Source organism: Roseiterribacter gracilis (genome assembly GCA_018332375.1).
GTDB classification, from domain to species: domain Bacteria; phylum Pseudomonadota; class Alphaproteobacteria; order BOG-932; family Roseiterribacteraceae; genus Roseiterribacter; species Roseiterribacter gracilis.
Genome location: BOPV01000001.1, coordinates 668,930 through 692,548, shown reverse-complemented (window position 1 = coordinate 692,548; position 23,619 = coordinate 668,930). Strand labels below are relative to the sequence as shown.

Annotated in this window: 21 protein-coding genes and 1 tRNA gene; 7 read left to right on the top strand and 15 right to left on the bottom strand. The window is 63.5% G+C overall.

All coding sequences use genetic code 11. The annotated features are described in order from the left end of the window. Position 1: 1 nt before the first annotated feature. A complete protein-coding gene (locus tag TMPK1_RS03420; RefSeq protein ID WP_420241458.1) occupies positions 2-715 on the bottom strand; it encodes a tetratricopeptide repeat protein in 714 nt (237 codons plus the stop codon). 188 nt (positions 716-903) lie between these two features. Here TMPK1_RS03420 and TMPK1_RS03415 point away from each other — a divergent pair, with 188 nt between their 5' ends. After that, on the top strand, positions 904-1,767 hold the full coding sequence (locus tag TMPK1_RS03415; RefSeq protein ID WP_420241455.1) for a hypothetical protein: 864 nt from the start codon (positions 904-906) through the stop codon (positions 1,765-1,767). Positions 1,768-1,793: 26 nt separating this feature from the next. Here TMPK1_RS03415 and TMPK1_RS03410 read toward each other — a convergent pair whose 3' ends face one another. The 3 genes from TMPK1_RS03410 to TMPK1_RS03400 form a co-directional block, all read right to left on the bottom strand. Next, entirely contained in the window at positions 1,794-2,033 is a 240-nt protein-coding gene (locus TMPK1_RS03410; RefSeq protein WP_420241453.1) for a DUF2188 domain-containing protein, read from the bottom strand. A gap of 133 nt (positions 2,034-2,166) precedes the next feature. Beyond that, positions 2,167-3,486 (bottom strand): MFS transporter, encoded by a 1,320-nt coding sequence (locus TMPK1_RS03405; protein WP_420241451.1) that lies wholly within the window; start codon positions 3,484-3,486, stop codon positions 2,167-2,169. Between the two features lie 15 nt (positions 3,487-3,501). Then, on the bottom strand, positions 3,502-5,118 hold the full coding sequence (locus TMPK1_RS03400; protein WP_420241449.1) for a GMC family oxidoreductase: 1,617 nt from the start codon (positions 5,116-5,118) through the stop codon (positions 3,502-3,504). Between the two features lie 108 nt (positions 5,119-5,226). Here TMPK1_RS03400 and TMPK1_RS03395 point away from each other — a divergent pair, with 108 nt between their 5' ends. Next, the gene (locus tag TMPK1_RS03395; RefSeq protein WP_420241448.1) at positions 5,227-6,024 is read left to right on the top strand and encodes an IclR family transcriptional regulator; all 798 of its coding nucleotides are present in this window, start codon (positions 5,227-5,229) and stop codon (positions 6,022-6,024) included. Between the two features lie 24 nt (positions 6,025-6,048). Here TMPK1_RS03395 and sucD read toward each other — a convergent pair whose 3' ends face one another. Genes sucD through TMPK1_RS03375 form a run of 4 tightly spaced genes read right to left on the bottom strand, consistent with a single transcriptional unit; the run spans position 6,049 to position 10,799 of the window. Beyond that, positions 6,049-6,930, bottom strand: coding sequence for a succinate--CoA ligase subunit alpha (sucD, locus tag TMPK1_RS03390; RefSeq protein ID WP_420241445.1), 882 nt, complete (start codon positions 6,928-6,930; stop codon positions 6,049-6,051). Continuing rightward, entirely contained in the window at positions 6,927-8,054 is a 1,128-nt protein-coding gene (locus tag TMPK1_RS03385; RefSeq protein ID WP_420241443.1) for a succinate--CoA ligase subunit beta, read from the bottom strand. The genes sucD and TMPK1_RS03385 overlap by 4 nt, the downstream gene beginning before the upstream one ends. Position 8,055: 1 nt before the next feature. After that, entirely contained in the window at positions 8,056-9,483 is a 1,428-nt protein-coding gene (gene sauS, locus TMPK1_RS03380) for an acylating sulfoacetaldehyde dehydrogenase (RefSeq protein WP_420241441.1), read from the bottom strand. Then, positions 9,480-10,799 (bottom strand): MFS transporter, encoded by a 1,320-nt coding sequence (locus tag TMPK1_RS03375; RefSeq protein ID WP_420241439.1) that lies wholly within the window; start codon positions 10,797-10,799, stop codon positions 9,480-9,482. The genes sauS and TMPK1_RS03375 overlap by 4 nt, the downstream gene beginning before the upstream one ends. 169 nt (positions 10,800-10,968) lie before the next feature. On the opposite strand from TMPK1_RS03375, the gene TMPK1_RS03370 reads away from it, so the two are divergent. Beyond that, complete coding sequence (locus TMPK1_RS03370; RefSeq protein ID WP_420241437.1) at positions 10,969-11,853, top strand: LysR substrate-binding domain-containing protein; 885 nt, start codon at positions 10,969-10,971, stop codon at positions 11,851-11,853. 10 nt (positions 11,854-11,863) lie between these two features. Here TMPK1_RS03370 and xsc read toward each other — a convergent pair whose 3' ends face one another. Further along, positions 11,864-13,651 (bottom strand): sulfoacetaldehyde acetyltransferase, encoded by a 1,788-nt coding sequence (xsc, locus tag TMPK1_RS03365; protein WP_420241435.1) that lies wholly within the window; start codon positions 13,649-13,651, stop codon positions 11,864-11,866. Between the two features lie 316 nt (positions 13,652-13,967). Here xsc and TMPK1_RS03360 point away from each other — a divergent pair, with 316 nt between their 5' ends. Beyond that, a complete protein-coding gene (locus TMPK1_RS03360) occupies positions 13,968-15,008 on the top strand; it encodes a YeiH family protein (protein ID WP_420241433.1) in 1,041 nt (346 codons plus the stop codon). 5 nt (positions 15,009-15,013) lie between these two features. After that, entirely contained in the window at positions 15,014-15,919 is a 906-nt protein-coding gene (locus TMPK1_RS03355) for a bifunctional enoyl-CoA hydratase/phosphate acetyltransferase (RefSeq protein ID WP_420245608.1), read from the top strand. Between the two features lie 108 nt (positions 15,920-16,027). On the opposite strand, the gene TMPK1_RS03350 is transcribed toward TMPK1_RS03355, so the two are convergent. The 4 genes from TMPK1_RS03350 to gyrA all read right to left on the bottom strand — a co-directional run bounded on the left by TMPK1_RS03350 (position 16,028) and on the right by gyrA (position 20,997). Next, positions 16,028-16,103 (bottom strand) — tRNA-Lys (locus TMPK1_RS03350). A 74-nt stretch (positions 16,104-16,177) separates the two neighbouring features. After that, the gene (locus tag TMPK1_RS03345; protein ID WP_420241431.1) at positions 16,178-17,671 is read right to left on the bottom strand and encodes an MDR family MFS transporter; all 1,494 of its coding nucleotides are present in this window, start codon (positions 17,669-17,671) and stop codon (positions 16,178-16,180) included. Between the two features lie 84 nt (positions 17,672-17,755). After that, positions 17,756-18,283: a pantetheine-phosphate adenylyltransferase gene (gene coaD / locus TMPK1_RS03340; protein WP_420241429.1), complete on the bottom strand. Its 528-nt coding sequence runs from the start codon at positions 18,281-18,283 to the stop codon at positions 17,756-17,758. After that, positions 18,280-20,997: a DNA gyrase subunit A gene (gene gyrA / locus TMPK1_RS03335; RefSeq protein WP_420245607.1), complete on the bottom strand. Its 2,718-nt coding sequence runs from the start codon at positions 20,995-20,997 to the stop codon at positions 18,280-18,282. Before gyrA ends, coaD begins: the two co-directional genes overlap by 4 nt. 345 nt (positions 20,998-21,342) lie before the next feature. On the opposite strand from gyrA, the gene TMPK1_RS03330 reads away from it, so the two are divergent. Then, positions 21,343-21,975 carry a hypothetical protein gene (locus tag TMPK1_RS03330; RefSeq protein WP_420241427.1) on the top strand — a complete coding sequence of 211 codons (633 nt, stop codon included), beginning with the start codon at positions 21,343-21,345 and terminating at the stop codon, positions 21,973-21,975. Continuing rightward, complete coding sequence (locus TMPK1_RS03325; RefSeq protein ID WP_420241426.1) at positions 21,972-22,175, top strand: hypothetical protein; 204 nt, start codon at positions 21,972-21,974, stop codon at positions 22,173-22,175. The genes TMPK1_RS03330 and TMPK1_RS03325 overlap by 4 nt, the downstream gene beginning before the upstream one ends. A 79-nt stretch (positions 22,176-22,254) precedes the next feature. Here TMPK1_RS03325 and ssb read toward each other — a convergent pair whose 3' ends face one another. Beyond that, entirely contained in the window at positions 22,255-22,758 is a 504-nt protein-coding gene (gene ssb / locus TMPK1_RS03320; protein ID WP_420241424.1) for a single-stranded DNA-binding protein, read from the bottom strand. Between the two features lie 144 nt (positions 22,759-22,902). Further along, on the bottom strand, positions 22,903-23,346 hold the full coding sequence (locus TMPK1_RS03315; RefSeq protein WP_420241422.1) for a hypothetical protein: 444 nt from the start codon (positions 23,344-23,346) through the stop codon (positions 22,903-22,905). Positions 23,347-23,619 lie beyond the last annotated feature (273 nt).

Sequence of the window (23,619 nt, the reverse complement as noted above, 5' to 3'; positions counted from 1 at the left end):
GTCAGCGCGGCTGCGCCGCCAGCCGAAAATAGGCTGCCGCTTTTTCGAGGTCTTGGGGCACGCCGCGGCCGCTTTGATACATGTAGCCGAGCGCGTTTTGCGACCGCGCATCACCGCGCAGCGCGCCGGCGTTGAAATACTCGACCGCCTTCGCATCGTCGGCCGGAACCCCTTTGCCGTCGCGATACATACAGCCGAGTTGGAAATTCGCCCCGACATAGCCGTGCGACAACGCCAATTCATATTGCCGTTTCGCCTGCGCCTCGTCGCGCGGTACGCCGCGACCTTGCATATAGGCACCGCCGAGATTGGCTTCGGCGACGTTCAGATTCTGGGCCGCCGCGCGCTTCCACATCGCCACGCCCGCAGCTTCATCGCGCGCGACGCCACGACCTTCGTAAAGGGCCCAGCCGAGCGCGTTTTCGCCCAGCGGATTTTTGAGGTCGGCTGCCTTGCGCCACCAGGACACCGCATCGCTCTCCGATTTGGGAACGCCGCGACCACGCAAATACAGTTGCCCGAGTTGCGCCATTGCAAACGCATTGCCTTGTGCAGCAGCGGTCCGGTAGCGCTCCGCCGCCTGTTGGAACAAGCGCTCGGCTTGCGCTTCATCCTTCGCAACGCCGCGCCCGGTCGCATACATACTGCCAAGATTGAGCGCGCCGCTCGCCTCGGTCGCCGGATCGGCTTCGCCAGCGATGATCCCCGGAACCACAGTTTGCGAAACTGCCGTCTGCGAAACCGGCGGCGATCCAGGCGCGTTGCAAGCGGACAAGCACAGGCCAACGCAGGCAGCAATCGCGGATCCGGTCGAAATACGCAGCATCGGGCATCTCCGGAAAGGGAACCGAAGCGGCAAACCCGACTTGAACCGAAAAGATCCGCTACAGGAGAAGACGCCGGATGCAGAAACTGCTACGCGGCATGCGCCGGTTCACGACAGGCCTTACTGTCGCCGGACTCACCTTTCTCGTGATGCAGCCGGTACAGGCGCAAGGCGTCGACCTGCCGGCCTACGCGCGCAGCGCAATGGAGGTGTGCGAGCCGACCGACTTTCTCTGCCGGCATCTGCGCTATGCGTTTTCACCGACATTGCGCAATGGACGCCGCAGCGGCCCGCTGCATCTATGGCACGGCACGATGCGCGTCGCGACCTCGGGCCTGTCCGACGACGGACGGGCGCAATTCGTCGACATTCTGCGCGGTCTGGCGATGCGCGCGCATATCGAGGTCATTGAAGTTCCTTCCGACGACGCAGCAGGCGGACGGTCGGACGCGAACGTGCTGTTTCTGGCCGGCGACGACATTGAAGCGCTGGCCAAGGCGCCGCGCGTTGCAAGCTTGAACCGACCCAACACGGATGGCGTCGACCGCACCTTGCTGCTGCGCGAGACGCCGTATGCGTTTCTTCTGACCCGGCCGAGCGATGACATCACCAAGCCGCGCATGGAACATTGCGTGATGGCAGCGACGAAGCAGCGCCTTACCGAACAGGCGGCGCTGACCTTTGCACGCCTGTCATTTCGCTGTCTGACCGGCGCGCGCACGAGCGATGTGATTCAGCCGTCGCTGCTCAACACGGTCACCGCGGCATCGCCGCTTGCATCAGCCGACGGCGCGCGCATGTCGGCGCTCGACAGTGAGCTGCTGAAGGCGATGTACGACCCAACGCTAAACCAGGAGCGCTTTCCCGCCAGCGAGACGACGGACAAGATCGTGGCGCGTCTGCACGCGATGGGATTCGGATCAGACGGCAAACAACGATAACTGGCCGATCTGGTTGGCGCGTCCGTTCAGCCCCGGACTTCGGTTTCGGGACGATCCGATCCGCTGACCGATTCTTCGTGCCATTTGCCGTTCGCGTCTTCGAACGAGATCACGGCGCCGTCACCCGGAATGCGCTGTTCGCGTGCCGCGACCTTCGCCGCATGGCGGGCAGCGTCGTGCGACGGAAACGTCTCGGAGAAGACGCCGTCGAGTTGATAGGCCCATCCGCCGTCGTGCTGCACGACGCGGTACACAACCTTCGACATGCTGCTTCTCCTCAGCGAGATGACCCGAGTTCGGTCGATACGGGCGCAGTGGGGATGAATCCCCTGCTCCCGTCAACTCCGGCTCGGCCGCGACCTAGCGTTGCACGCGCATCGCTACGTCGCGCCGGACAGGTCACGCCATGGTCTGCACTTCGCGTATCGACCTCGGCTCGACCGCAGCGACGTTGCGCATCCGGCCGATTGCAATCGCAGAAACCATGCTGACCAACGCCGCGAACGCCGTATAGCCGGCCAGCAGCCATGGCTTGCCCCCATTTTCGGCAACCAACCAGGTTGCGATGATGGGCGTGATGCCGCTCGCGAAGATGCCGGAGAATTGATAGACGAACGAAATGCCGGTGTAGCGAACGCGCGCGTCGAACAGATCTGCAAACAGCGCCGCTTCCGGCCCGTAGCACATCGCGTACAGAATTCCGAACGAAACGATCAGTGCGATCCAGATCGCTATGGGCACACCCGTGCTCATCAGCCAGTAGGCCGGAACCGCAACCAGCGCCAACAGCAACGAGCCGATGGCGTAGGTTTTCGGACGGCCCCAACTATCCGACAGGCGTCCGAAGATCGGAATGAAGAACACCATCACAAAGGCCGACACGCAGACTGCCAGCAGCGCTTCGGATCGCGTGATCTTCACCGTGTTCACCAGGTACGAGATGCTGAACACCGCGAAGACATTGAAGAACACGCCGTCGATATAGCGCGCCCCCATGCCCAGCAGGATCGCTTTGGGATAGCGGCGCAGCATGTCGACAAACGGAATCTTCGCTTGCGTGCCGTGCGCCTGCACGGCAGCGAATTCTGGCGTCTCGGTGATGCGCAACCGAACATACAGGCCGACCAGCACCAGCAGGAAACTCGCGCCGAATGCGACGCGCCAACCCCAGGCGAGGAAATCGGCCTCGGGCAGGAACGACATCAACGCGACGACGCCCGAGCTTAAACACAGGCCGATCGCGAGACCGATCTGCGGCAGGCTGGCGTAAAAGCCGCGACGATCCGGCGGCGCATATTCATACGCCATCAACACCGCCCCACCCCATTCGCCGCCGAGCCCGATGCCCTGCGCGACGCGCAGAATGAGCAGCAGGATCGGCGCCGCAATGCCGATCTGTTCGTAGGTCGGCAGCAGACCGATCAACAAGGTCGCGACGCCCATGATCAGCAGCGTCATCACCAGCATCGACTTGCGTCCGATCCGGTCGCCGAAATGCCCGAACACCACGCCGCCGAGCGGCCGCGCGATAAAGCCGACCGCGAAAGTGGCGTACGCGAGGAGTGTCGAAACCAACGGATCGCTGTTGGGGAAATACAGTTTGTTCAGAACGATGCCGGCGACGACGCCGTACAGAAAGAAGTCGTACCATTCGATGGTTGCGCCGACGACGCTGGCAATCAGAACCCGCCGAACGTCCTGCTTTGGTAGGTTGCTCATTTCATCCTCCCAGTCTTATTGGGCATCCTGTTGAATCATTGCGGACGCTTTTTCTGCAATCATGATCGCGGGCACGTTGGTGTTGCCCGAGACGATCGTTGGCATCACCGAACAGTCGACGACCCAGAGCCCATCGACGCCGCGCACACGCAGCCGCGGATCGACGACTGCGTCGTCGTCGATGCCCATGCGGCAGGTTCCAGTCGGATGAAAAATCGTGACGCCGCTCTGGCGCGCGAAGTCGAGCGTTGCGGCATCGTCGTCGATCTCGACTTCACGACGCGGCTGGATCTCTTCCGCAATATAATCGGACAGCGGCTTCTGCATCGCCAAGCGTCGCGCGAACTTGATGCCTGCAACGATGCAGCGTCGATCGAGCTCGGCGTCGAGATAGTTGGCGCGAATGCGCGGCGGCGTGCGCGCGTCGGCAGAGGCTAGCTCGATCGTCCCGCGGCTTTCCGGTCGCAACTGGCACACCGACATCGTAAAGCCGGAAAAATCGTGCACCTTCCCGCCCGCCATGTCGGCGCTGAGCGTGCCGACATGAAACTGAATGTCGGGCGTTTTCGATTCAGGCAGCGCGCGCGTGAACAGACCGCATTGGTTGATGCCGATCGCGAACGGGCCGGACCGGTGCAACAGCCACTGCAACGCCATGCGTGCGCGGCCGCCGAAGCTGCGCAGCCGGTCGTTGGTCGTAATCGGCCGGTTGCAGCGATAGATCATTCGTACCTGCAGGTGGTCCTGCAGACCGCGACCGACGCCCGACCGGTCGACGCACACCGGAATCCCGTGTTTGCGCAGATCCGCGCCGGGCCCGATGCCAGACAGCATCAGCAACTGCGGCGACTGAATGGCGCCTGCCGACAGGATGACGCCGCGCCGCGCATGGACGCGACGCACCACACCGTCGCGCATATATTCCACGCCGTGCGCACGCCCGTCGGCTTGCAATATGCGCAACGCGTGCGCGTCGGTGCGGATCTCCAGGTTGGATCGCCGTCGCGCCTCGCGCAGATACGCCGCCGCACTGCTCACGCGCCAACCGTTGCGCGTCGTTAGCTGGTAATAACCGACACCTTCCTGGCGCGGTCCGTTGAAATCCTCATTGCGCGGCACGCCCGCTGCCACCGCACTGCCGATCACCGCTTCGACCAGCTCGTCGCGATCTTGAATCGAGCTCACGTGCAGCGGGCCGTGTGCACCGTGCAACTGGTCGTCGGCGAAACGCGTATTGGTTTCCAGCTTGCGGAAATACGGCAGGACGTCGTGCCAGCCCCAACCTGGGTTCCCAAGCGCCGCCCATTGATCGTAATCCTCCGGCTGGCCGCGAATGACGATGAGTCCGTTGATCGAACTGGATCCGCCCAGCGTGCGTCCGCGCGGCCAATAAATACGCCGCCCCTCCATGTGCGGCTCGGGCTCGGTGTAGAACTTCCAGTTCAACCGCGCGTTCCACATCGTCCGGCCGTAGCCGATCGGAAGATGAATCCAGAAGCTGCGGTCGCGCGGGCCCGCTTCGAGCAACATGACTTGCGTCGCGTCGTCTTCGGTCAGGCGATTTGCCAGCACGCAGCCAGACGAACCAGCGCCGACGACGATAAAGTCGACCTCTTCCGCGACGACCAACACAAATCTCCCGACAGCTTTGTCTGGTCAGCGTTGATGCCGCAATTGACGAGGGTCAATCAGCGGTGGAACGATGCATCTCACCTGCTGAGACAAGGGAAAAATGCTGCCATGCAGCGTGACGACGATCAGCTCGACGATGCGAACCAGGAGGCGGACTCACGGCGCGCGCCCGTGTTCCGCATTCTCGACCTGCTTCGCTTCATCACCGTTTCGGCCCATCCGGTGACCGTGGCCGAGATCGCGAGCGACCTGTCACTGCCGCGCGGGACAGTGCACCGGCTTTGCGTGCGGCTGGAACGCGAAGGCTGGCTCGCCCGGGAACCCGATGGGCGGCACTTCACCATCGGCGCGCAGGCGGAAATGGTGGCGAGCCACGCGCAGCAGCACAGTTCGCGCCGCGCCAGCCGCCACTCCATTCTGGAACGACTGTCCGAGCGCGTCGGCGCGACGTGCAACTTCACGACATTGTCCGGCCAGGACGTGCTGTATCTCGACCGGGTCGAGACGAGCTGGCCATTGGCGCTGCAGTTGCGGCCAGGCTCGCTGGTTCCGACCTATTGCACCGCCAGCGGCAAGCTGCTGCTTGCAACGATCGACGATGCGCGGCGCAGCCGCTTGATCGAAACCATGGACATCCAGCGCCTGACCGAACGCACCGTGACCGATCGTGCACATCTCAGAACGATGTTGAGCAACGTCGCGGCATGCGGGTATGCGCTCGACGACGAGGAGTTCATGCCGGGCCTGATTGCGCTGGCCGTGCCCGTGATCGGGCCGCGCGGTCGCGTCCTCGGTGCGGTGGCGCTGCACGCGCGCAGCGATCAGTTGTCGCTCAAAGACGCGCTCGAATTGCGGCCGTTGTTGCAGGCCGCCGCGCGCGACCTGGTGCGCACGATGCGCGCCTGAACCGACGCCGGTTCAATCGACTGCCTACGCAGCCTGTTCAGCAGGCAGGTTCGCGAGATAGGTGGCGAGTTCGTTGGGCGTATCGACCACGCGCACGCCGACCGACTCAAGCGCCCGCCGCTTCGACTCGTAGCTGCCGCCACCCTCGGTCACGATCGCGCCCGCATGGCCCATCTTTTTTCCTGGCGGTGACGAGCGGCCGGCGATGAAGGAAACGATCGGCTTGCGCATGCGCCGCGCATACTCGGCCGCCTGTTCTTCCATCGCACCGCCGATTTCCCCAATCAGCGCAACCGCCCGCGTACGCTCGTCACGATCGAGCGCTTCGAGCGCGTCGCGCGTCGTGGTGCCGATCATCGGATCGCCGCCGATCCCGATGAACGCCGATTGACCCAACCCCGCCCGTGTGAGGTTGAGGCAGATCAGCGTGCCCAGGCTGCCGCTGCGCGAGATCACGCCGACGTGACCGGGCTTAAAGACGTTCGGGTTGTCGCCCGGCATGATGCCGATGAAGCCCTCGCCCGGCGTGACGATGCCGGCGGTGTTGGGCCCGATCATCCGGCTCGTCGAGTCACGCAGACGTGCGTGAATGTCGATCACGTCGCGCGCCGGAATATGCTCGGTCAAAACCACGATCGTGCCGATGCCGGCCTCGATCGCATCGAACACGGCGTCGCGCGCCATGCCCGGCGGAATGAAGATGACCGCAATGTCACAGTGTACCTGGCGCACCGCGTCGACCGCCGAACCGAACACGGGCAGTCCAAGATGCGTCTCGCCGGCGCGTTTGGGATTGACGCCGCCGGCCAGCTTCGTGCCGGCCGCGATCATTTTCTCGGCCCAGAACGTGCCCTGCTTTCCAGTGATGCCCTGGACGAGCACCGTCTGTCCCGCGCGATAGATCATGTCGCGGCCTCAACTGCTGCTTTCACCGCATCTTCCATCAGGTCGTAGCATTCGATGCCGAGGCGTTCGCGCACCAGAGCGACCGCTTCTGCAGCACCGGTGCCGTGGATCGAAAAGAACGCGGGGAGAGTCGGCTTCAACGACTCCCAGGCGCGTACGACGCCGTCGGCCATCACATCGGTTCGCGCGAAGGCGCCGCAGAAATTCACCACCAGGCTTTTGACGCCGGGATTCGACAGAACCAGATCCAGCGCGACTTCGGCTTTGGTATAGGCCTCACCGCCAATCTCGAGAAAGTTGGCTGGGCGTCCGCCGAAATGATCGATGACGTCCATCGTCGTCATCGTCAGCCCCGCCCCATTGGCAAGCAGCCCGACATTGCCGTCGAGCTGAATGAATTTCAGCCCATGCTCTGCGCCGCGCCGCTCCAATGCAGTCATCTTCGGCTGCGCCGCGGCAGCCGCCAGCACCGCTTGGCGCGCTGCAGCGGAATCGTCGAGCGTGAATTTGCAATCGAGCGCCACCACGCTGCCGTCCGTCAGCACCGCAAGTGGATTGATCTCGACCAGCTCGGCCTCACATTCGCGATAGGCGCGATAGAGACGGACCAGAATGTCGGCGACCTGCTGCGCTGCCGCGCCGAGATCGAGCCCGTCGAGCAGTGCGTTCGCCTGCGCAACGTCAAAACCGGCGCGCGGATCGACTAGCGCGCGGCGGATCGCGTCGGGACGCTCGGCCGCGATTTCTTCGATATCCATGCCGCCTTCGGTCGAGAACAAGACCAAGGGCCGGCGCGCCGCGAAATCAGTCAGCACCGCCGCATACAGCTCGCGCGCGATCGGTGCACGCCGCTCGACCAGCAACCGCTCGACATTGTAGCCGCCGATTTCGAGCGCCAGGATCTGCTGCGCCGCGATCGCTGCGGCAGCAGCGTCGTTGGCAAGCTTGATGCCGCCGGCTTTGCCGCGCTTGCCGACCGGCACCTGCGCTTTCAGAACCGACGGACCGCATTCCTGGACGATGGCGGCTGCTTCTTGCGGCGTCGTACAGACCCGTCCCCGCGGGATCGGAATTCCGACCGGCGCCAGCACGTTTTCCTTCGCCGCGTATTCTTCAAAATCCATGTCAGTCCTTTCCGTACCGATCCCAATGCGGCCCGAACAATTCCTCTTCGCTGGGTTTGTCCTCCGCGATCGGCACGACGAGGTGCGTGATGTTGATGAAATGCCGGTAGTTCAAATTCTCGGAGATGCTGTTCTTCTGCCAGGAACCGCAGCCCATCGTCAGCGTGAATTCGAGTCCGCTGTCGAAGCCGCCGCCATTGCCGAACGTATGTGCGAAATTGACCAGTACGCGCACGACCGGAAATCGTTCTGCCAGATCGTAGGCGCGCTGCAGGTCGGTCGTATGCAGGCCCAGCGAATGGCCGCGCCCTTGATAATCGAGGATCGCGCGCACCTTCTGCTCGGCCGCTGGAAAATCAGGCACGCGATAGACCGCCAGAACCAGTGACAGCTTCTCGCCGGACAGTTTGTAAGCCGGGCCGACGCCCTCCTCCTGGACCAGAATGAATTTCGAGTCCTTGGCGCCCGGCAGGCCGAGGCCGTCGGCCAGCACCGTCATGTCGCGTGCGATCAGATGCCGGTTGAGCTTGCCGTCTTTCCACAGCTCGTTGACGATCCGGGTCTTGTCGTCGTCATTGGCGAGATACCCACCCGCCTTTTGCAGTTCGGCGATCGCCGCGTCGAACACGCTGTCGACAATCACGACCGCATTCTCGGACGAACAGGACGTCGCGTTGTCGAAGATCTTCGATGCGCAGATCTTGCGCGCAGCGGCCGCGAGATCGGCGGTCTCGTCGATGATCACCGGGACGTTGCCCGCGCCGACGCCGATTGCGGGCGTACCGCTGGAATAGGCGCGCCGGACATTGTCCTGCGACCCGGTCACGACCAGCAGATCGGCCGCTTCCATCAGCGCTTGCGTGGTTTCCTTGCTGACCGGTGCGGGCAGGATCTGCACCAGGTCTTCGGGAAGACCGATCTTGCGCAGCTCGGCGCGCATCACATCGACCGTTCGTGCCGTCGTGTTGTAGCCTTGCGGCGACGGCGCAACGATCACGGCGTTGCGCCCTTTCAAGGCCATCATCGTTTTGTTGACCGGCGTCGCGGCCGGATTGGTCGATGGCGTGACGATTCCCACGACGCCGATCGGCTTGGCGAACTTGACCAGGCCGCGCCGGTCGTCGCGCGCAATCTCACCCACCGTTTTGACGCGCAACAGGTCGCGCAACGTACCGAACGTCTTGCGCTGATTCTTGATGATCTTGTCCGGCACGTTGCCGAGCCCGGTATCGGCCACCGCAAGCTCGGCCAGTTCGCGCGCGTGCGCCGGATTGTAGAGCGACCATGCGACGGCCCGCACCGCTTCGTCGGTGCGGATCTGGTCGGCGTCGGCGAACAGCGCCTGCGCGGCGCGCGCCCGCTGTAGCAGAGGCTGCACGACCTCGTGCGCGGCGGGCGGCGCGTCGGTACGCGCGCGTATGTGGTTCATGAATGCTTTCCTGAAAGAAGCGCCGCTTTGCCGACCGCATAGCCGCCGTCCGATTGCGTTCCCACGTCGGGTGCGATGAAGCGCTTGCCGGGTTTCATCGTGCAGGCGAGCACCGCGCCGAGCGGCAGGAAGACGAGCGACAGGATGAACGGCAAATCCCATCTGCCCGACATGTCGATCAGCGCACCGAACACGACCGGCGAGATGATCCCCGCCATGCCAAAGCCGAAATTCATGAAGCCGCTCGCGGCACCGGAATATTCGGGTGCGATGTCCATCGGCACCGCCCAGATCGGACCGACGATCAGCTCGCTGAAGAAGAACGCGGCTGCGAGACACGGCGCGACGACGGCGAGATCACCGCCACCAAACGCAATCGGCAGCATGCAGGCGAACGAGCCGAGGAAGCCGACGACAATCACCGACACCCGCGCTTTCCCGACGTCGCCGGTGCGTTTGAGGATCATGTCGCTGGCGATGCCGCCGACCGTGTCGCCGATCACGCCGGCAAAGAAGACGCCGGCGGCGAACACGGCCGACTTCTTGATGTCGAGATGGTATTCGTGCGTGAAGAACGACGGCAGCCAGTTGAGATACAGCCAGAGAATCCAACCATAGCAAAAGTCCGTGAGCGTCACCGGCAGGATCCGGCGCAGCAACGGTCCCCACGGAATCCGCTTGCGCGTCGCCGCCACCGTTGCGGGCGGAAGATCCTTCAACTCGTCCGGCGTCACGCCACGATGGGTGCGCGGGTCGTCGCGGAAATAGAAATACCAGACGATCGCCCACAGCAGGCTGATGCCGCCCAGAATGTAGAACGAGTCACGCCAGGACAGCGCCACCGAGATCGCTGCGATCAAAGGCGGCGTCACCGCATTACCGAGACGCGCGGCCGAATGCGTGATGCCCTGCGCGAAACCGCGCTGTGTCGGACTCATCCAATTGGCAAGCGCGCGAGTTGCAGTGGAGAATGCAGGTCCCTCGCCGATGCCGAGAACCAGACGCGCTGCGAACAGTGTCGCGAGGCCGCCCACGACGCCGGTACAGACAGTGGCGATTGCAACGAGAACCGCGCAAATGGTGAGGCCGAGCCGCGGCCCAAGGCGATCGCCCAACCACCCGCCGGCCAGTTGGAACAGCGCGTACGGATAGGCGAACGCGGAGAACACCAAGCCAAGTTGCACTGCACTCAAGCCGAGATCTTTTTGGATCAGCGGCGCCGCGGTCGAGATGTTTACGCGGTCGATATAGAGAATGAAGTAAAGCAGACAGATGATGAGCAAGACCGAACGACTGGCGACGTTGCGGATCACCATTCGATTCCTCCCGGTTCACGAAGTCACGGTCGCGGGTGGTTGACCCACCTTTGCGCTCACCGAGGCCGCCTGTGCGATGGCCTGCCCGCACGGTAAAGTTGTCAGCGCACAGCGTGAAATCTATTCTCTCAATGCAAACATTCGCGGCGATTATGACAGCAGTTGATTCATGACTTTGCCCGACTTGGACATCTCGCTGATGCGTACGTTCATCGCGATCGTCGAAACCGGCAGCATCACCGCAGCCGGCAAGTTGGTTGGGCGCAGCCAGCCTGCGATCACGCATCAGATCAAACGTCTCGAAGAGCGGCTGCAGCGCCCTTTGTTTGAATCGCATCGACGTCGCCTGGTGCTGACCAGCGAAGGGCAAATCCTGCTCGAATTCGCGCGCGCCATCGTGCGCCTCAACAACGACGCCTATACCAGCCTGACGCGCGGGCAGATCGCGCACCCGGTCAAGCTGGGTACGCCGGATCTCTACGCCGCTTATTTGCTACCGGACGTGTTGCGCAATTTTTCGATCAGCCATCCTGAGGTCGAGGTCGATTTGCGTTGCACGCGCAGCGTTCACTTGAGCAAGGCGCTGCAGCGCGGCGAACTGGATATTGCGGTGATGACCAACCAGCCCGAATTCGAGCGCGGCGAAGTCATTCGCGAAGAACCGTTGATCTGGGTGGCCGGCCGCAATGCCGAACCTGAAACGCAAAACCCGCTGCCGCTGGCGCTTCTGCCCGAAGGCAGCGTGTATCGTCAGTACGCGCTCGATGCGCTCAGCGCGGCTGGACGTAGCTGGTCGATCCGTTCGGTCTGCGACAGTATTGCGGGACTGAACGCCGCGGTTGCGTCGGGACTCGCAGTGTCGATCTTCCCCAACTGCGCGGTCGACCGGTCGGTGCGACGGCTCGGCCGTCGCGAAGAACTGCCGCCGCTGCCGCCGGTGCAGCTCGTCATGCATCGTCGGCCGGGCGGCGTCTCGGACGCAGCCGAACATCTGGCGCAGTTCATCGCCCGCGAATTGGCGTCGGTGTCGCCGCCCGCGCAAAGCGCCGACTAGCATTGAAGGCTCAACCGGCCGCGAATGCGCCCGCCTGCGGGCGCATGTCGTCGCGTGAAATTCCTGCGACCACGACGGGCTTTTTCATTGCGTCGCGGCGGAATGGCTCGCCCAGCTCCTGGTTCAGGATCACTTCGATGAAGGTAGTGATACGCTGCTGTTGGTCGGCGCAGGCTTTTTGCAGCGCCTCGGTCAAACCGCGCTGCGTGCGCGCAATCACGCCCTTGAAACCGCATGCCTCGGCGATCCGCGCATAGCTGAGATCGGGGTCGAGTTCGGTACCGACGAAATTATTGTCGTACCAAAGGATCGAGTTCCGCTTTTCCGCGCCCCACTGATAGTTGCGGAAAATCACCATCGTAATGCCGGGCCATTCGGCACGGTTGATCGAACTCATCTCGTTCATCGAAATGCCGAACGCGCCGTCACCGGCAAAGCCGACGCACGGCGTGTTCGGATTGCCGATCTTGGCACCGACGATCGACGGAAACCCATAGCCGCATGGGCCGAACAGGCCGGGCGCGAGATACTTGCGCGGCTGGTCGAACGACGGATAGGCGTTGCCGATGGCGCAATTGTTGCCGATGTCGCTTGAAATGATCGCGTCGCGCGGCAAGCCGGCTTGGATTGCACGCCACGCCTGGCGCGGCGAAAGCCGGTCGCTGTCGCGCTGGCGTGCATCCTTGTTCCAGCTCGTGCCGGGATCGTCGTCTTCGTGATCCATGCTCGACAGAGTCTGCAGCCAGGCCGACTTGGTCTGGTGGATCAGCGCTGTACGTTCGCTGCGCCCCGCATTCCCCGCGCTCGGCGCAAGCTGCGCCAGCAAGGCGCGCGCGACGGACGAGGCGTCGCCGACGATGCCGACCGATACTTTCTTGGTCAGGCCGATCCGGTCGGCATTGATATCGACCTGGATGATCTTGGCCTGCTTGGGCCAGTAATCGATGCCGTAGCCGGGTAAGGTCGAAAACGGATTGAGACGCGTGCCAAGCGCCAGCACGACGTCGGCTTTGGCGATCAGTTCCATCGCCGCGCGCGATCCGTTGTAGCCCAGCGGTCCAACCGCCAGCCGATGCGAGCCCGGGAAACTGTCATTGTGCTGGTAGTTGTTGCAGACCGGCGCATCGAGCTTCTCGGCAAGCGCGACGCAGTCGGCGACTGCATTGCCGATCACCACGCCGGCACCGGACAGGATCACCGGGAACTTCGCGTCCGACAAAAGCCGCGCCGCTTCGGCAATCGCGTGGGCGCCGCCTGCAGGACGTTCGAACTCAACCATCGCAGGCAGGTCGACATCGATGACCTGCGTCCAGAAATCGCGCGGAATGTTGATCTGGCATGGTGCCGACAGGCGCTTTGCCTTGCTGATGACGCGGTTCAGTACTTCGGCGACGCGCGACGCATCGCGCACTTCTTCTTGGTAGGCGACCATATCGCGGAACAGCGCCATCTGCTCCACTTCCTGAAAGCCGCCCTGCCCGATCGTCTTGTTGGCCGCCTGCGGCGTCACCAACAGCATCGGCGTGTGATTCCAGTAGGCTGTCTTGATCGCAGTGACAAAGCCGGTGATGCCCGGACCGTTCTGCGCGATCGCCATCGCGACTTTCCCGGTGGTGCGCGTGTAGCCGTCGCACATCAGGCCGCCGTTGGTTTCGTGCGCCACGTCCCAGAAGGTGATGCCGGCTTTTGGAAACAGATCCGAGATCGGCATGAAGGCCGAGCCAATAATGCCGAACGCGTGCTCGATCCCGTGCATCTGCAGCACTTTCACGAAGGCTTCTTCGGTCGTCATCTTCATCGACGTTTCCTCTGACAACTTTGTTTCGCCCCTTGGCGGAAGCGATTTGGCACCTCGATGCCATGCGTCCGTCGCGCCTGCGAAGACAAGAGCTGCGGAGCAGGCACGTCTCAAATTTTGAGACGGATTTCGCGCCGACGGTCGCTGCGGCACGCTTCATTCGCTTAGTTGATGAAGTCGATTTTCCATTTGAATTGGACCGCCCTGGAACCGCTCCCCAGAATGTGCGGACGCGCAGCCGCAGAGTTTCCCGCCTCGTGGATCTTCAAACGCCGTTTCAGACCGACCGAATGGACGACGCTGCAGATCGCACGCGATGAGCGGCGTCACGTCTTTTGCTGCGCATGCACAGCGTCTCGTGCCCGGTCTGGTGATGTGCGCGCTGATTGTGCTGGCGGCTGCTGCGCTCGAGATGCTCGAAGTACAGTTGTTCGGACGCGCCTGGATTGAGCGTCTCGTGCTGGCGATCCTGATCGGTGCGCTCGTGCGCAGCCTGTACGTGCCCGGCCCGCGCGTCGCGCCCGGGATTCGGTTTGCAGCCAAGACCGTGCTCGAAGTCGCAGTGGTGTTGCTGGGTGCATCGCTGAGCGTCACCGCAATCGTTGCGGCCGGGCCTGCACTTCTGATCGGCATCCTCGCGATCGTCGTGTTGACGACCACCGGTAGCTATTACATCGGCCGCGGTTTTGCGCTGCCTTGGCGCATGGCCGTTCTCGTTGCATGCGGCAACGCGATCTGCGGCAACTCCGCCATTGCGGCTGTTGCGCCGGTGATTGGCGCCAATGGCAAGGACATCGCATCGTCGATCGCTTTCACCGCCGTGCTGGGCGTGGTCGTCGTGCTGTGTTTGCCGCTGCTGATCCCGCTGTTCGGTTTGACCGGGCTTCAGTACGGCGCGCTCGCCGGTCTTACCGTCTATGCAGTGCCGCAGGTTCTCGCCGCGACGGCGCCGGTCAGTCCGCTGGCGGTGCAGATCGGAACGCTGGTGAAGCTGGTGCGCGTGCTGATGCTGGGGCCGGTGATCATCGCGCTGTCATTCATCGCGCGGCGCCGGGCTGCGCGCGATGCATTGCAGCAGACGCTGCCGCGGATTTCGCAAGTCGTGCCCTGGTTCATCGTCGGCTTTCTTGCGCTGTTCGTGCTGCGCTGGATCGAGGTTCTGCCTCGTCCGACCGCAGAAGCGCTGGCGGAACTTGGCACTGCGCTCACCGTGCTCTCGATGGCGGCGCTCGGGCTCGGCGTCGATGCAAGATCTGTCGTGCAGTCGGGCACGCGCGTCAGCATCACGGTCGTGCTGTCGCTACTGATGCTGGGCGTAAGCAGCCTGGCGCTCGTCTACTTCTGCATCAACCTGTGACCGGTATGCTCAGCGCCGCCGACATGACGCTCGCAGGGCCCCGGGCAACGCCGATGCCCACCGCGGTGGTCGGCGCCGATACGACGCTGGCCTTGGCGGGCGCCAAAGGCGCAACCGAACGTGGTTTGATCGAACCGATCCTGATCGGCGATCCGCAGCGGATTCAAGCCGCGGCACGCGCGCTGGATTGGGACATCGCGCCGTTCCGAATCGTTGCCGCTGACACCGAAGTCGCCGCCGCTGAAGCAGCCGCGCGACTGGCGAGCGACCGATCGGTGCACGCTTTGATGAAAGGCCACGTCCACACGGACACGCTGCTGCGTGCGGTGTTGAACCGCGCCTACGGTTTGCGCCGCGACCGGCGCTTGACGCACGTGTTTCATCTGTCGATGGGCGCGCTGCCGCGTCCGTTCCTGATCAGCGACGCTGCGATCAACGTCGCACCCGACTACGACACGCTGCGCGACATCGCGCTCAATGCAGTCGAACTTGCGCGCATGCTCGGCGCGCAGATGCCCAAAGTCGCGATCCTGTCCGCGACCGAGGTTTCAAGCGACTCCGTTCCGTCCTCGAAACGTGCCGCCGACCTTGCGAATGAACTCTGCCGCACGCTTGACGATCGCGCCGAAATTGCAGGACCGCTCGCATTGGACAATGCGGTCTCGCTCGAAGCGGCGCAGATCAAAGGCATCGGAGGGCGCGTCGCAGGGCAAGCAGACGTCCTTGTGGTACCCACGATTGAAGCGGGCAACATGCTGTTCAAAGCGATGGTGCAATTCGCGGGTGCGACCGCAGCGGGGATCGTACTCGGCGCCGCGGTGCCGATCATGCTCACGTCACGCGCCGATCCGCCCGAAGCACGCCTGGCCTCGGCTGCGCTGGCGCGCCTCGCGGTCGAAGGCGCTGCCTGACCGACGATATGCAAGCCGATGGCCTGCCAACCGAAGCTGCGATGCGTGTTGCAGCCCTCCTACGCTAAAGCTTCGGAGGGTCAACCTGCTCTGCTGCGCAGCGCAGGTTGGTGATCCCGGTGGGACTCGAACCCACGACCCCATGATTAAAAGTCACGTGCTCTACCAGCTGAGCTACGGGATCGACGTTTCGGGGTGGCGCGGAACCTAGGGGCGTCGGCCGCCGAGGTCAATTAAGGGCCAGCGCTCGTCAGGTCCTCATTCCACAGAAGGCAGCGGCGCATCGCCGCGCTTGAGCGGCATTTCCTCGAGAAACAGCGCCAGGACGAAGCCGATCACGGCGATCAAGCCGGCGCAGGCAAAAGCGGCGCGAAATCCATCGAGCGCGTCGGCGCGAGTCGCAACCGCCAATGCGGCACCGCTGCTGGCGGCACGGTCGAGCAGCACCAGCCCGCTCTCCCCATCGGCGCCGGTGCCGAACGCCACCGAGAACACCGCGTAGAGCAGTGCGACGCCCGTGGCGCCGCCCAACGAACGAAAGAACGAGACCGACGCCGTGGCGCTTCCCAGGTCGCGCCGTTCGACCGCGTTCTGCACGATCACCATCGTCGTCGGGAAGGTGAAGCCGATCCCCAGCCCCAGCGCGCCGAGAATCGGCAGCAGGCTCGCCTGGGTCAGGTCGGGCGCACGCCACGCCAACAGGGCCGCACCGACCGCGCCCAGCGCGAAGCCCAGCATCGGGAAGAATTTGTAGCGGCCGGTGCGGCTGATCCACCAACCCGCGACCAGCGAGCCCGACACCGATCCAAGCGTCGCCGGAATCAACGAGAAGCCTGCCGCTTCCGGATCCAGCCCGCGCGCCAACTGCAGATAGAGCGGCAGCAACACGGTCAGCCCGGTCAGCGACATGGTGGCGAGTGCGGTGCTGGCGATCGTCACGCGGTAGGGCGCGATCTTGAACATGCGCGGCGGCAGGATCGGGTCGGCAGCAACGCGCTGGCGCTGCACGAACGCGCCCCACAAGGCGACTGCGAACAGCGCAAGCAAGCCCATCTCGAACGAGCGCCAGGCGAAGTCGCGACCACCCGTCGACGCAACCAGCAACGTTGCCGTCGTCGCCAGGATCAGGAGCAACGCACCCAACCAATCGACGCGGCGTTCGACGCGCGGCGTATGCAGACGCTTCAACGCAGCGCGCGCAACGACGACGCAGATCAGGCCCAGCGGAAGATTGATCCAGAAGATCCACGGCCAGCCCGCACGCTGGGTCAGCACCCCGCCCAGGATCGGCCCCAGCACGTTCGACGCCGCGAACGCACCGCTGATGATGCCCTGGTAGCGACCGCGATCGCGCGGCGCCACCACGTCGGCGATGGTTGCATGCGCCATTGCGATCAAGCCGCCACCACCGACGCCCTGCAGCGCACGCGCAAGCGCCAAGGTCACGAAACTGTCGGCGAGCGCACACAGGATCGACGCCGCGACGAAAATCAGGATCGCCGTCTGCAGCATCGTGCGACGGCCATAGAGATCCGACAGGCGCCCATAGATCGGCGACGCTGCGGTCGAGGTAATCAGATACGCGGTGACGATCCAGCCAACATGATCCAGCGCATTGGTCTCGCGGCCGATCTGCGGCAACGCAGTCGCGACGATGGTGGCGTCGAGGCTGGCGAGAAACATGCCCAGCACGGCGCCGAAGACGACAGTGCGGACTTCGCGCGGCGTGAAACTATGAAGCGGTGGACTCATGGAAGCCGCACCCTAAAGCGCCCGGCACCGCGCGTGCCATGTCGCTTCCGCATGCGTGGCCACCACGCGTACGCGGTAGCGCGCTTATTCCGGCGACTGCGCGAACTTGTGCAACAGGCGCTGACGTACGCCGGGCGAGACGAATTGCCCGATATCGCCACCCAGCCGGCCGATTTCTTTTACGAAGCGCGACGAGATGAACTGCACATGTTCGCCGGCCATCAGAAAGATCGTCTCGACGGCAGGGTTCAGGCGCGCATTCATGCCCGCCATCTGGAATTCATACTCGAAGTCCGAGACCGCGCGCAGGCCGCGGATCACGATACCGGCCCCCGATGCGACCGCGAATTGCATCAGCAGCGTGTCGAACGGCTTCACCTCGACCGAGTGACCGGCTTTGAGGATCGGCGTGATCTCGTCGCGCACCATCTCGACGCGTTCGTCGGTCGAGAACATCGGCGCCTTGCCCGCGTTGCGCGCAACGCCGATGACCAGGTGATCGACCGTCCGCAACGCACGCTGGATGATATCCATGTGCCCCGCGGTGATCGGATCGAACGTCCCTGGATAGACGCCGACCCGCCGCTTCGCCGCGACCTTCGCAGCACTCATTGCAGCGTCTCGCCCGAATCGTTGCTGCCGCTGTCGCCGATGTCGCCGTCCGTATCGCTGTCCACGTCGTCATCTGCGCCCGGCGACTCTTCGAGATGCGCGACCGACACGACATGTTCGTCGGCCGACACGCGGAACAAGGTGACGCCCATTGTCCGGCGTCCCGCCACGCGCACATCGTGCAACGGCATGCGGATGATCTGGCCGCCGTCGGTGACCAACATCACTTGATCGGTCTCGCCGGCCGGGAAGGTCGCCGCCACCGCACGCGACTTCTCACCGAAGCGCATATTCTCGATGCCCTGCCCGCCACGTCCGGTGACACGATATTCGTACGCCGACGTGCGCTTGCCGAAACCGCGGTCGGTGACGGTCAACAGGAATTCTTCGTTGGCCTGCAGCTCGATAAAGCGTTCGGCCGACAAGGACGCTTCGCCGATTGCGCCCTCTTCGTCGCTATCGGTCGGCTCTTCGATTGCAGCCGCTTCGCCAGTGGCGCGGCGCAACGCGTTCGCCTGTTTAAGATAGGCGGCGCGCTCGTCCGGCGAGGCATCGACGTGACGCAGCACCGACATCGAGATGACTTCGTCGTCTTTGGCGAGCTTGATGCCGCGCACGCCGGTCGAGGTACGACCCGCGAAGACGCGCACTTCCGGCACTTCGAACCGAATGCAGCGGCCGGCCCGCGTTGCCAGCAGGATGTCGTTGTCGTCGCTGCAGGTGCGGACTTCGATCAGACGCTCGCCCTCTTCGAGCTTCATCGCGATCAAGCCGTTGGAACGGATGTTCTGGAAGTCGCTGAGACGGTTGCGGCGAACCGTGCCCATCGACGTCGCGAACATCACGAACAGATTTTCCCAGCTGGCTTCGTCTTCCGGCAGCGGCATCACGGCCGAGATGCCTTCGCCCTGGGCCAGCGGCAGCAGATTGACGAAGGCCTTGCCGCGGCTTTGCGGGTTGCCCAACGGCAACTGCCAGACCTTGAGCTTGTAGACGATGCCCTTGGTCGTGAAGAACAGCATCGGCGTGTGGGTGTTGGCCGCGAACAGGCGCGAGACGAAATCTTCGTCCTTGGTCGCCATGCCGCTGCGGCCTTTGCCACCACGCTTCTGCGCACGATAGGCCGACAGCTGCGTGCGCTTGACGTAGCCGCCGTGGCTCACCGTCACGACCATATCTTCGCGCTGGATCAGCGCTTCGATGTCCTGCTCGAATTCGCTTTCGACCAGTTCGGTCCGGCGCGGCGTGCCGAATTGCGCCTTCGCAGCCAGCAGCTCGTTGCGCAGAATGTCGATCAGCTTGTCGCGGTCGGAGAGGATGCCGAGATACTCGGCGATCTTGTCGACGACTTCCTGCAGCTCGTTGGCGATCTTCTCGCGCTCGAGGCCGGTCAGGCGCTGCAAGCGCAGTTCCAGAATCGCCTTGGCCTGTTCTTCGGACAGGCGATAGACGCCGCCTTCTTCGACCACGCGGCCGGGCTCGTCGATCAGCTCGATCAACGGACCGATATCCATCACCGGCCAAGTGCGCGCCAACATCGCTTCACGCGCCGACGCCGGATCGGGCGCGCGGCGGATGGTTTCGATCATCTCGTCGATATTGGCGACCGCAAGCGCCAAGCCGACCAAGATATGCGCACGCGCACGCGCCGCGTTCAGTTCGAACACGGTGCGGCGCGTAATGACTTCTTCGCGGAACTCGACGAACGCCCGGATGACGTCCTTCAGGTTCAGCATCTTCGGGCGACCGTGATCGAGCGCCAGCATGTTGACGCCGAACGAGGTCTGCAGCGGCGTGTGCTTGAACAGATTGTTCAGCACCACGTCGGCAACCGCGTCGCGTTTCAGCTCGATCACCACGCGCACGCCGTCGCGATCGCTTTCGTCGCGCAGTTCGGAGATGCCTTCGACGATCTTGAGATTGACGACCTCGGCGATGCGCTCGACCAGGCGCGACTTATTCACCTGATACGGGATCTCGGTGACGATGATCGCTTCGCGGTCTTTGCGGATCTCTTCAATCGAAGTACGCGACCGCATCATCACCGAGCCGTGCCCGGTATGCAGCGCTGAACGCACGCCGGCCTTGCCGATGATCAGACCGCCGGTCGGAAAGTCCGGGCCCGGGATCACGGTCATCAGCTCGTCGATGCCGACGGTGCGATCGTCGAGATACATGCAGCACGCATCGACGACTTCGCCGAGATTGTGCGTCGGGATGTTGGTCGCCATGCCGACGGCGATGCCGCCCGCACCATTCACCAGCAGGTTCGGATAGCGCGCCGGAAGAACCAGCGGCTCTTCCATCGTGTCGTCGTAGTTGGGGCCGAAGGTGACGGTGTCTTTGTCGATGTCTTCGAGCAACGCTTCGGCGCTCTTGGCCAGGCGCGCTTCGGTGTAGCGCATCGCTGCCGGCGGATCGCCGTCCATCGAACCGAAATTGCCCTGCCCGTCGATCAACGGCAGACGCATCGAGAAATCCTGCGCCATGCGAACCATGGCGTCGTAAATCGCGCTGTCGCCGTGCGGATGGTACTTACCCATCACGTCACCGACGATACGCGCCGACTTCTTGTAGGATTTCGAGCTGTCGTACCCACCTTCGCGCATCGCGTGGAGAATGCGGCGATGCACCGGTTTGAGCCCGTCGCGAACGTCGGGCAGCGCACGCGCCACGATCACGCTCATCGCGTAATCGAGGTACGAGCGTTTCATCTCGTCTTCGATCGCGATCGGCTGAATGTCGAACTGAGGAGCGCTTTTGCCGGGACCGTCGCTGGGCGGTCCGCCGGTATTATTCTGGTCGGTCAATGCATATCCGGGAGAGCTAGAGAAACCGCCATGGATCTAGCACCTACGGGGCCGAATCCAAGGATTTTCGTGACGGAGCATGACCATCTGCTCACACGAACCAAATGCGTGACGATCACTTTCTGGAGACGCAGCAACGACGGTGCGAGTTTGCGCTCGTCGATGTGGGCGATTCGTCGCGGCGTCGACCCGAAGCGGGCCCGTTTTCCGCTTCCGGACCGCAGATTTCAGCCGCGATGGAGCGCCGTCATGCGCACTCGATTCTTGCTCGCCGCCACGACCATGCTGGCCGCCACAGCCGCCTGGGCCCAGACCGTCGAACCGCCAGCGGCACCCGCCGCCCCGGCAGCGCCGGCGCAGATCGAAACCGCCCCGCTTCCAGCCCCGGCGCCCTTCGTCAATGAGCGCCAGAACGACTTCCGTCGCGATTTGCAGGAAATCCAGCGCGACGCGCAGCGCCAAGCGCGCGAAGCGAGCCGCGCTGCCCGCGAAGCGGCGCGTGACGCCGAGCGCGAGGCACGCGATGCCGAGCGGAATGCGCATGAAAATCTGCGCGATCTGGGCGACCGGATTCGCGAGAAAGTCGATCGCGTGATCATCGCCCAGGCCGGCCCACCGCTGCCGCCACTGCCGCCGATTCCCGATATCGGCCACGCCATGACGGTGCGTCTCAAAGACGTCGACAAGCAGCTTTCCCCCGACGACGCACGCCGCATCGTCGACGGCGCCATCGCCTTCAAAGGCAACAAGCGCCTGAAAGTCGGCAAAGCCGAAGCTGACGGAAATGATTGGGCCAAAGTCGAAGTGCGAACCGTCGACGACTCGCTGGTCGACACGGTGCGCGTCAACCGCAAAACCGGATTGATGGAGCGGACACCGTGAGCGAGATGCCCTTCAGCGAAAACATCGATCCGTCACCGACGGTGATCTGGTTTCCCAGCCTGGTGCAGTCGCACGCCGACATCGATGCCAGCAGCAAAGAGCCGCGTCGCAGCAAGCCGCGCCGCGTACATGCGACGCGCAACGATCGCAGCCGCCGCGCCGAAGACGAACGCGCACGTTTGATCCGCCTGATCGGCTAACGTCGCACAGCAAGAAAAAACGCGGCGCTGCCAACCGGCAGCGCCGCGTTCTTGTTTGTGGACGATCAGAATGGCCGGATCAGAATGGAACGTCGTCGTTGAGATCGGCCGCCCAGTCGGGTTCGCCCTTGCCGCCGCCGCTGCGCGCACCGCCGCCACCACCGCTGCTTCCGCCGCGATAGCCGCCTTCTTCGGGGCTGCTGAATCCGGACGACGCACCGCCGCCTTCACTGCGCGAGTCGAGCAAGGTCAGTTCACCGCGGAACTGCCGCAACACGACTTCGGTCGTGTATTTCTCGGCGCCGTCTTTGTCCTGGTATTTGCGCGTTTCGAGCTGGCCTTCGAGATACACTTTCGAACCTTTCTTCAGGTAGCGCTCGGCTACGTTGATTAGGTTCTCGTTGAACAGCACGACGCGGTGCCATTCGGTCTTTTCACGACGCTCGCCGCTTTGCTTGTCCTTCCAGGACTCCGACGTCGCAATCGACAGGTTGCAGACCTTGCCGCCGTTCTGCATCGAGCGGACTTCGGGGTCGCGCCCGAGATTGCCGATCAGAATCACCTTGTTCACTGAACCCGCCACTTCATCCTCCGCTTCCGTGCCTAGATAGTCATATGGGAATGTTCCCGATCCGTTCTCGGGAGACAAGTCTCTTCTCTAGCAGAGCCCTCGCGGCCCCGCACCTACCCCCGAAACTGGCCAATTGGCGCCGTCTCGAAAGCTGCCTCAGCCCTGCACTTTGCAGGCGTTGCCCGAGCACGTGGTGCGTTCGACCGAGCAGCCGCTGGCGTTCAGCTGCACTTTGGTTTTGACGATCGCTTCGCCGCCATTGTGCACCAGCACCACATCCTGAGTCGGGGTTTTGACCTCGCAGGCGAGTGCGCTGATGAAGCCTTGAATCGCGACGTACAACGGGAAGGTCGAACCGGCCGGGATGGTCTGTTCGCTCTTATCGTCTTTCACGTCGATGATCGCGACTTTAGCTTGTTTGGTGTTGCCGCGCAGAACCGTCGACTTGGTCGCGTTCGCGTTCTGGCTGTTGGCGATTTCCGCCTTGTCGATGTTGTTGGCGACGAACTCGACCCAGACTTCGGCTTTCCCGGCGAAGGCCGGCGTAGCAGCGAACATGGCAACGAGCGCGAGCGGAATCGTACGGAACAGATTGGCCAAGCGATCCTCCCTGATGCGGCGCCGTTCTGGTCATGTGGCGCTCTGAGGCGATCAGATCGGACATAGACGAAAAAGGAAAGCGACCGGCTACAGGAGCTACAGCCAGTCGCCTCACTTTTAGGCGGATCCGGGGAGAACGGCTCGGTCCAAGTCAGCTTCGCTTTTGCCCGGGGGCCGCGGCCGGCGCGGGCGCCAGCTCGTGGTGGGCGCGCGCTTTGCCAGGATCGTACGGCGCTGGCGGTAGAGCGGCCATGAGCAATGCCAGGGACAACA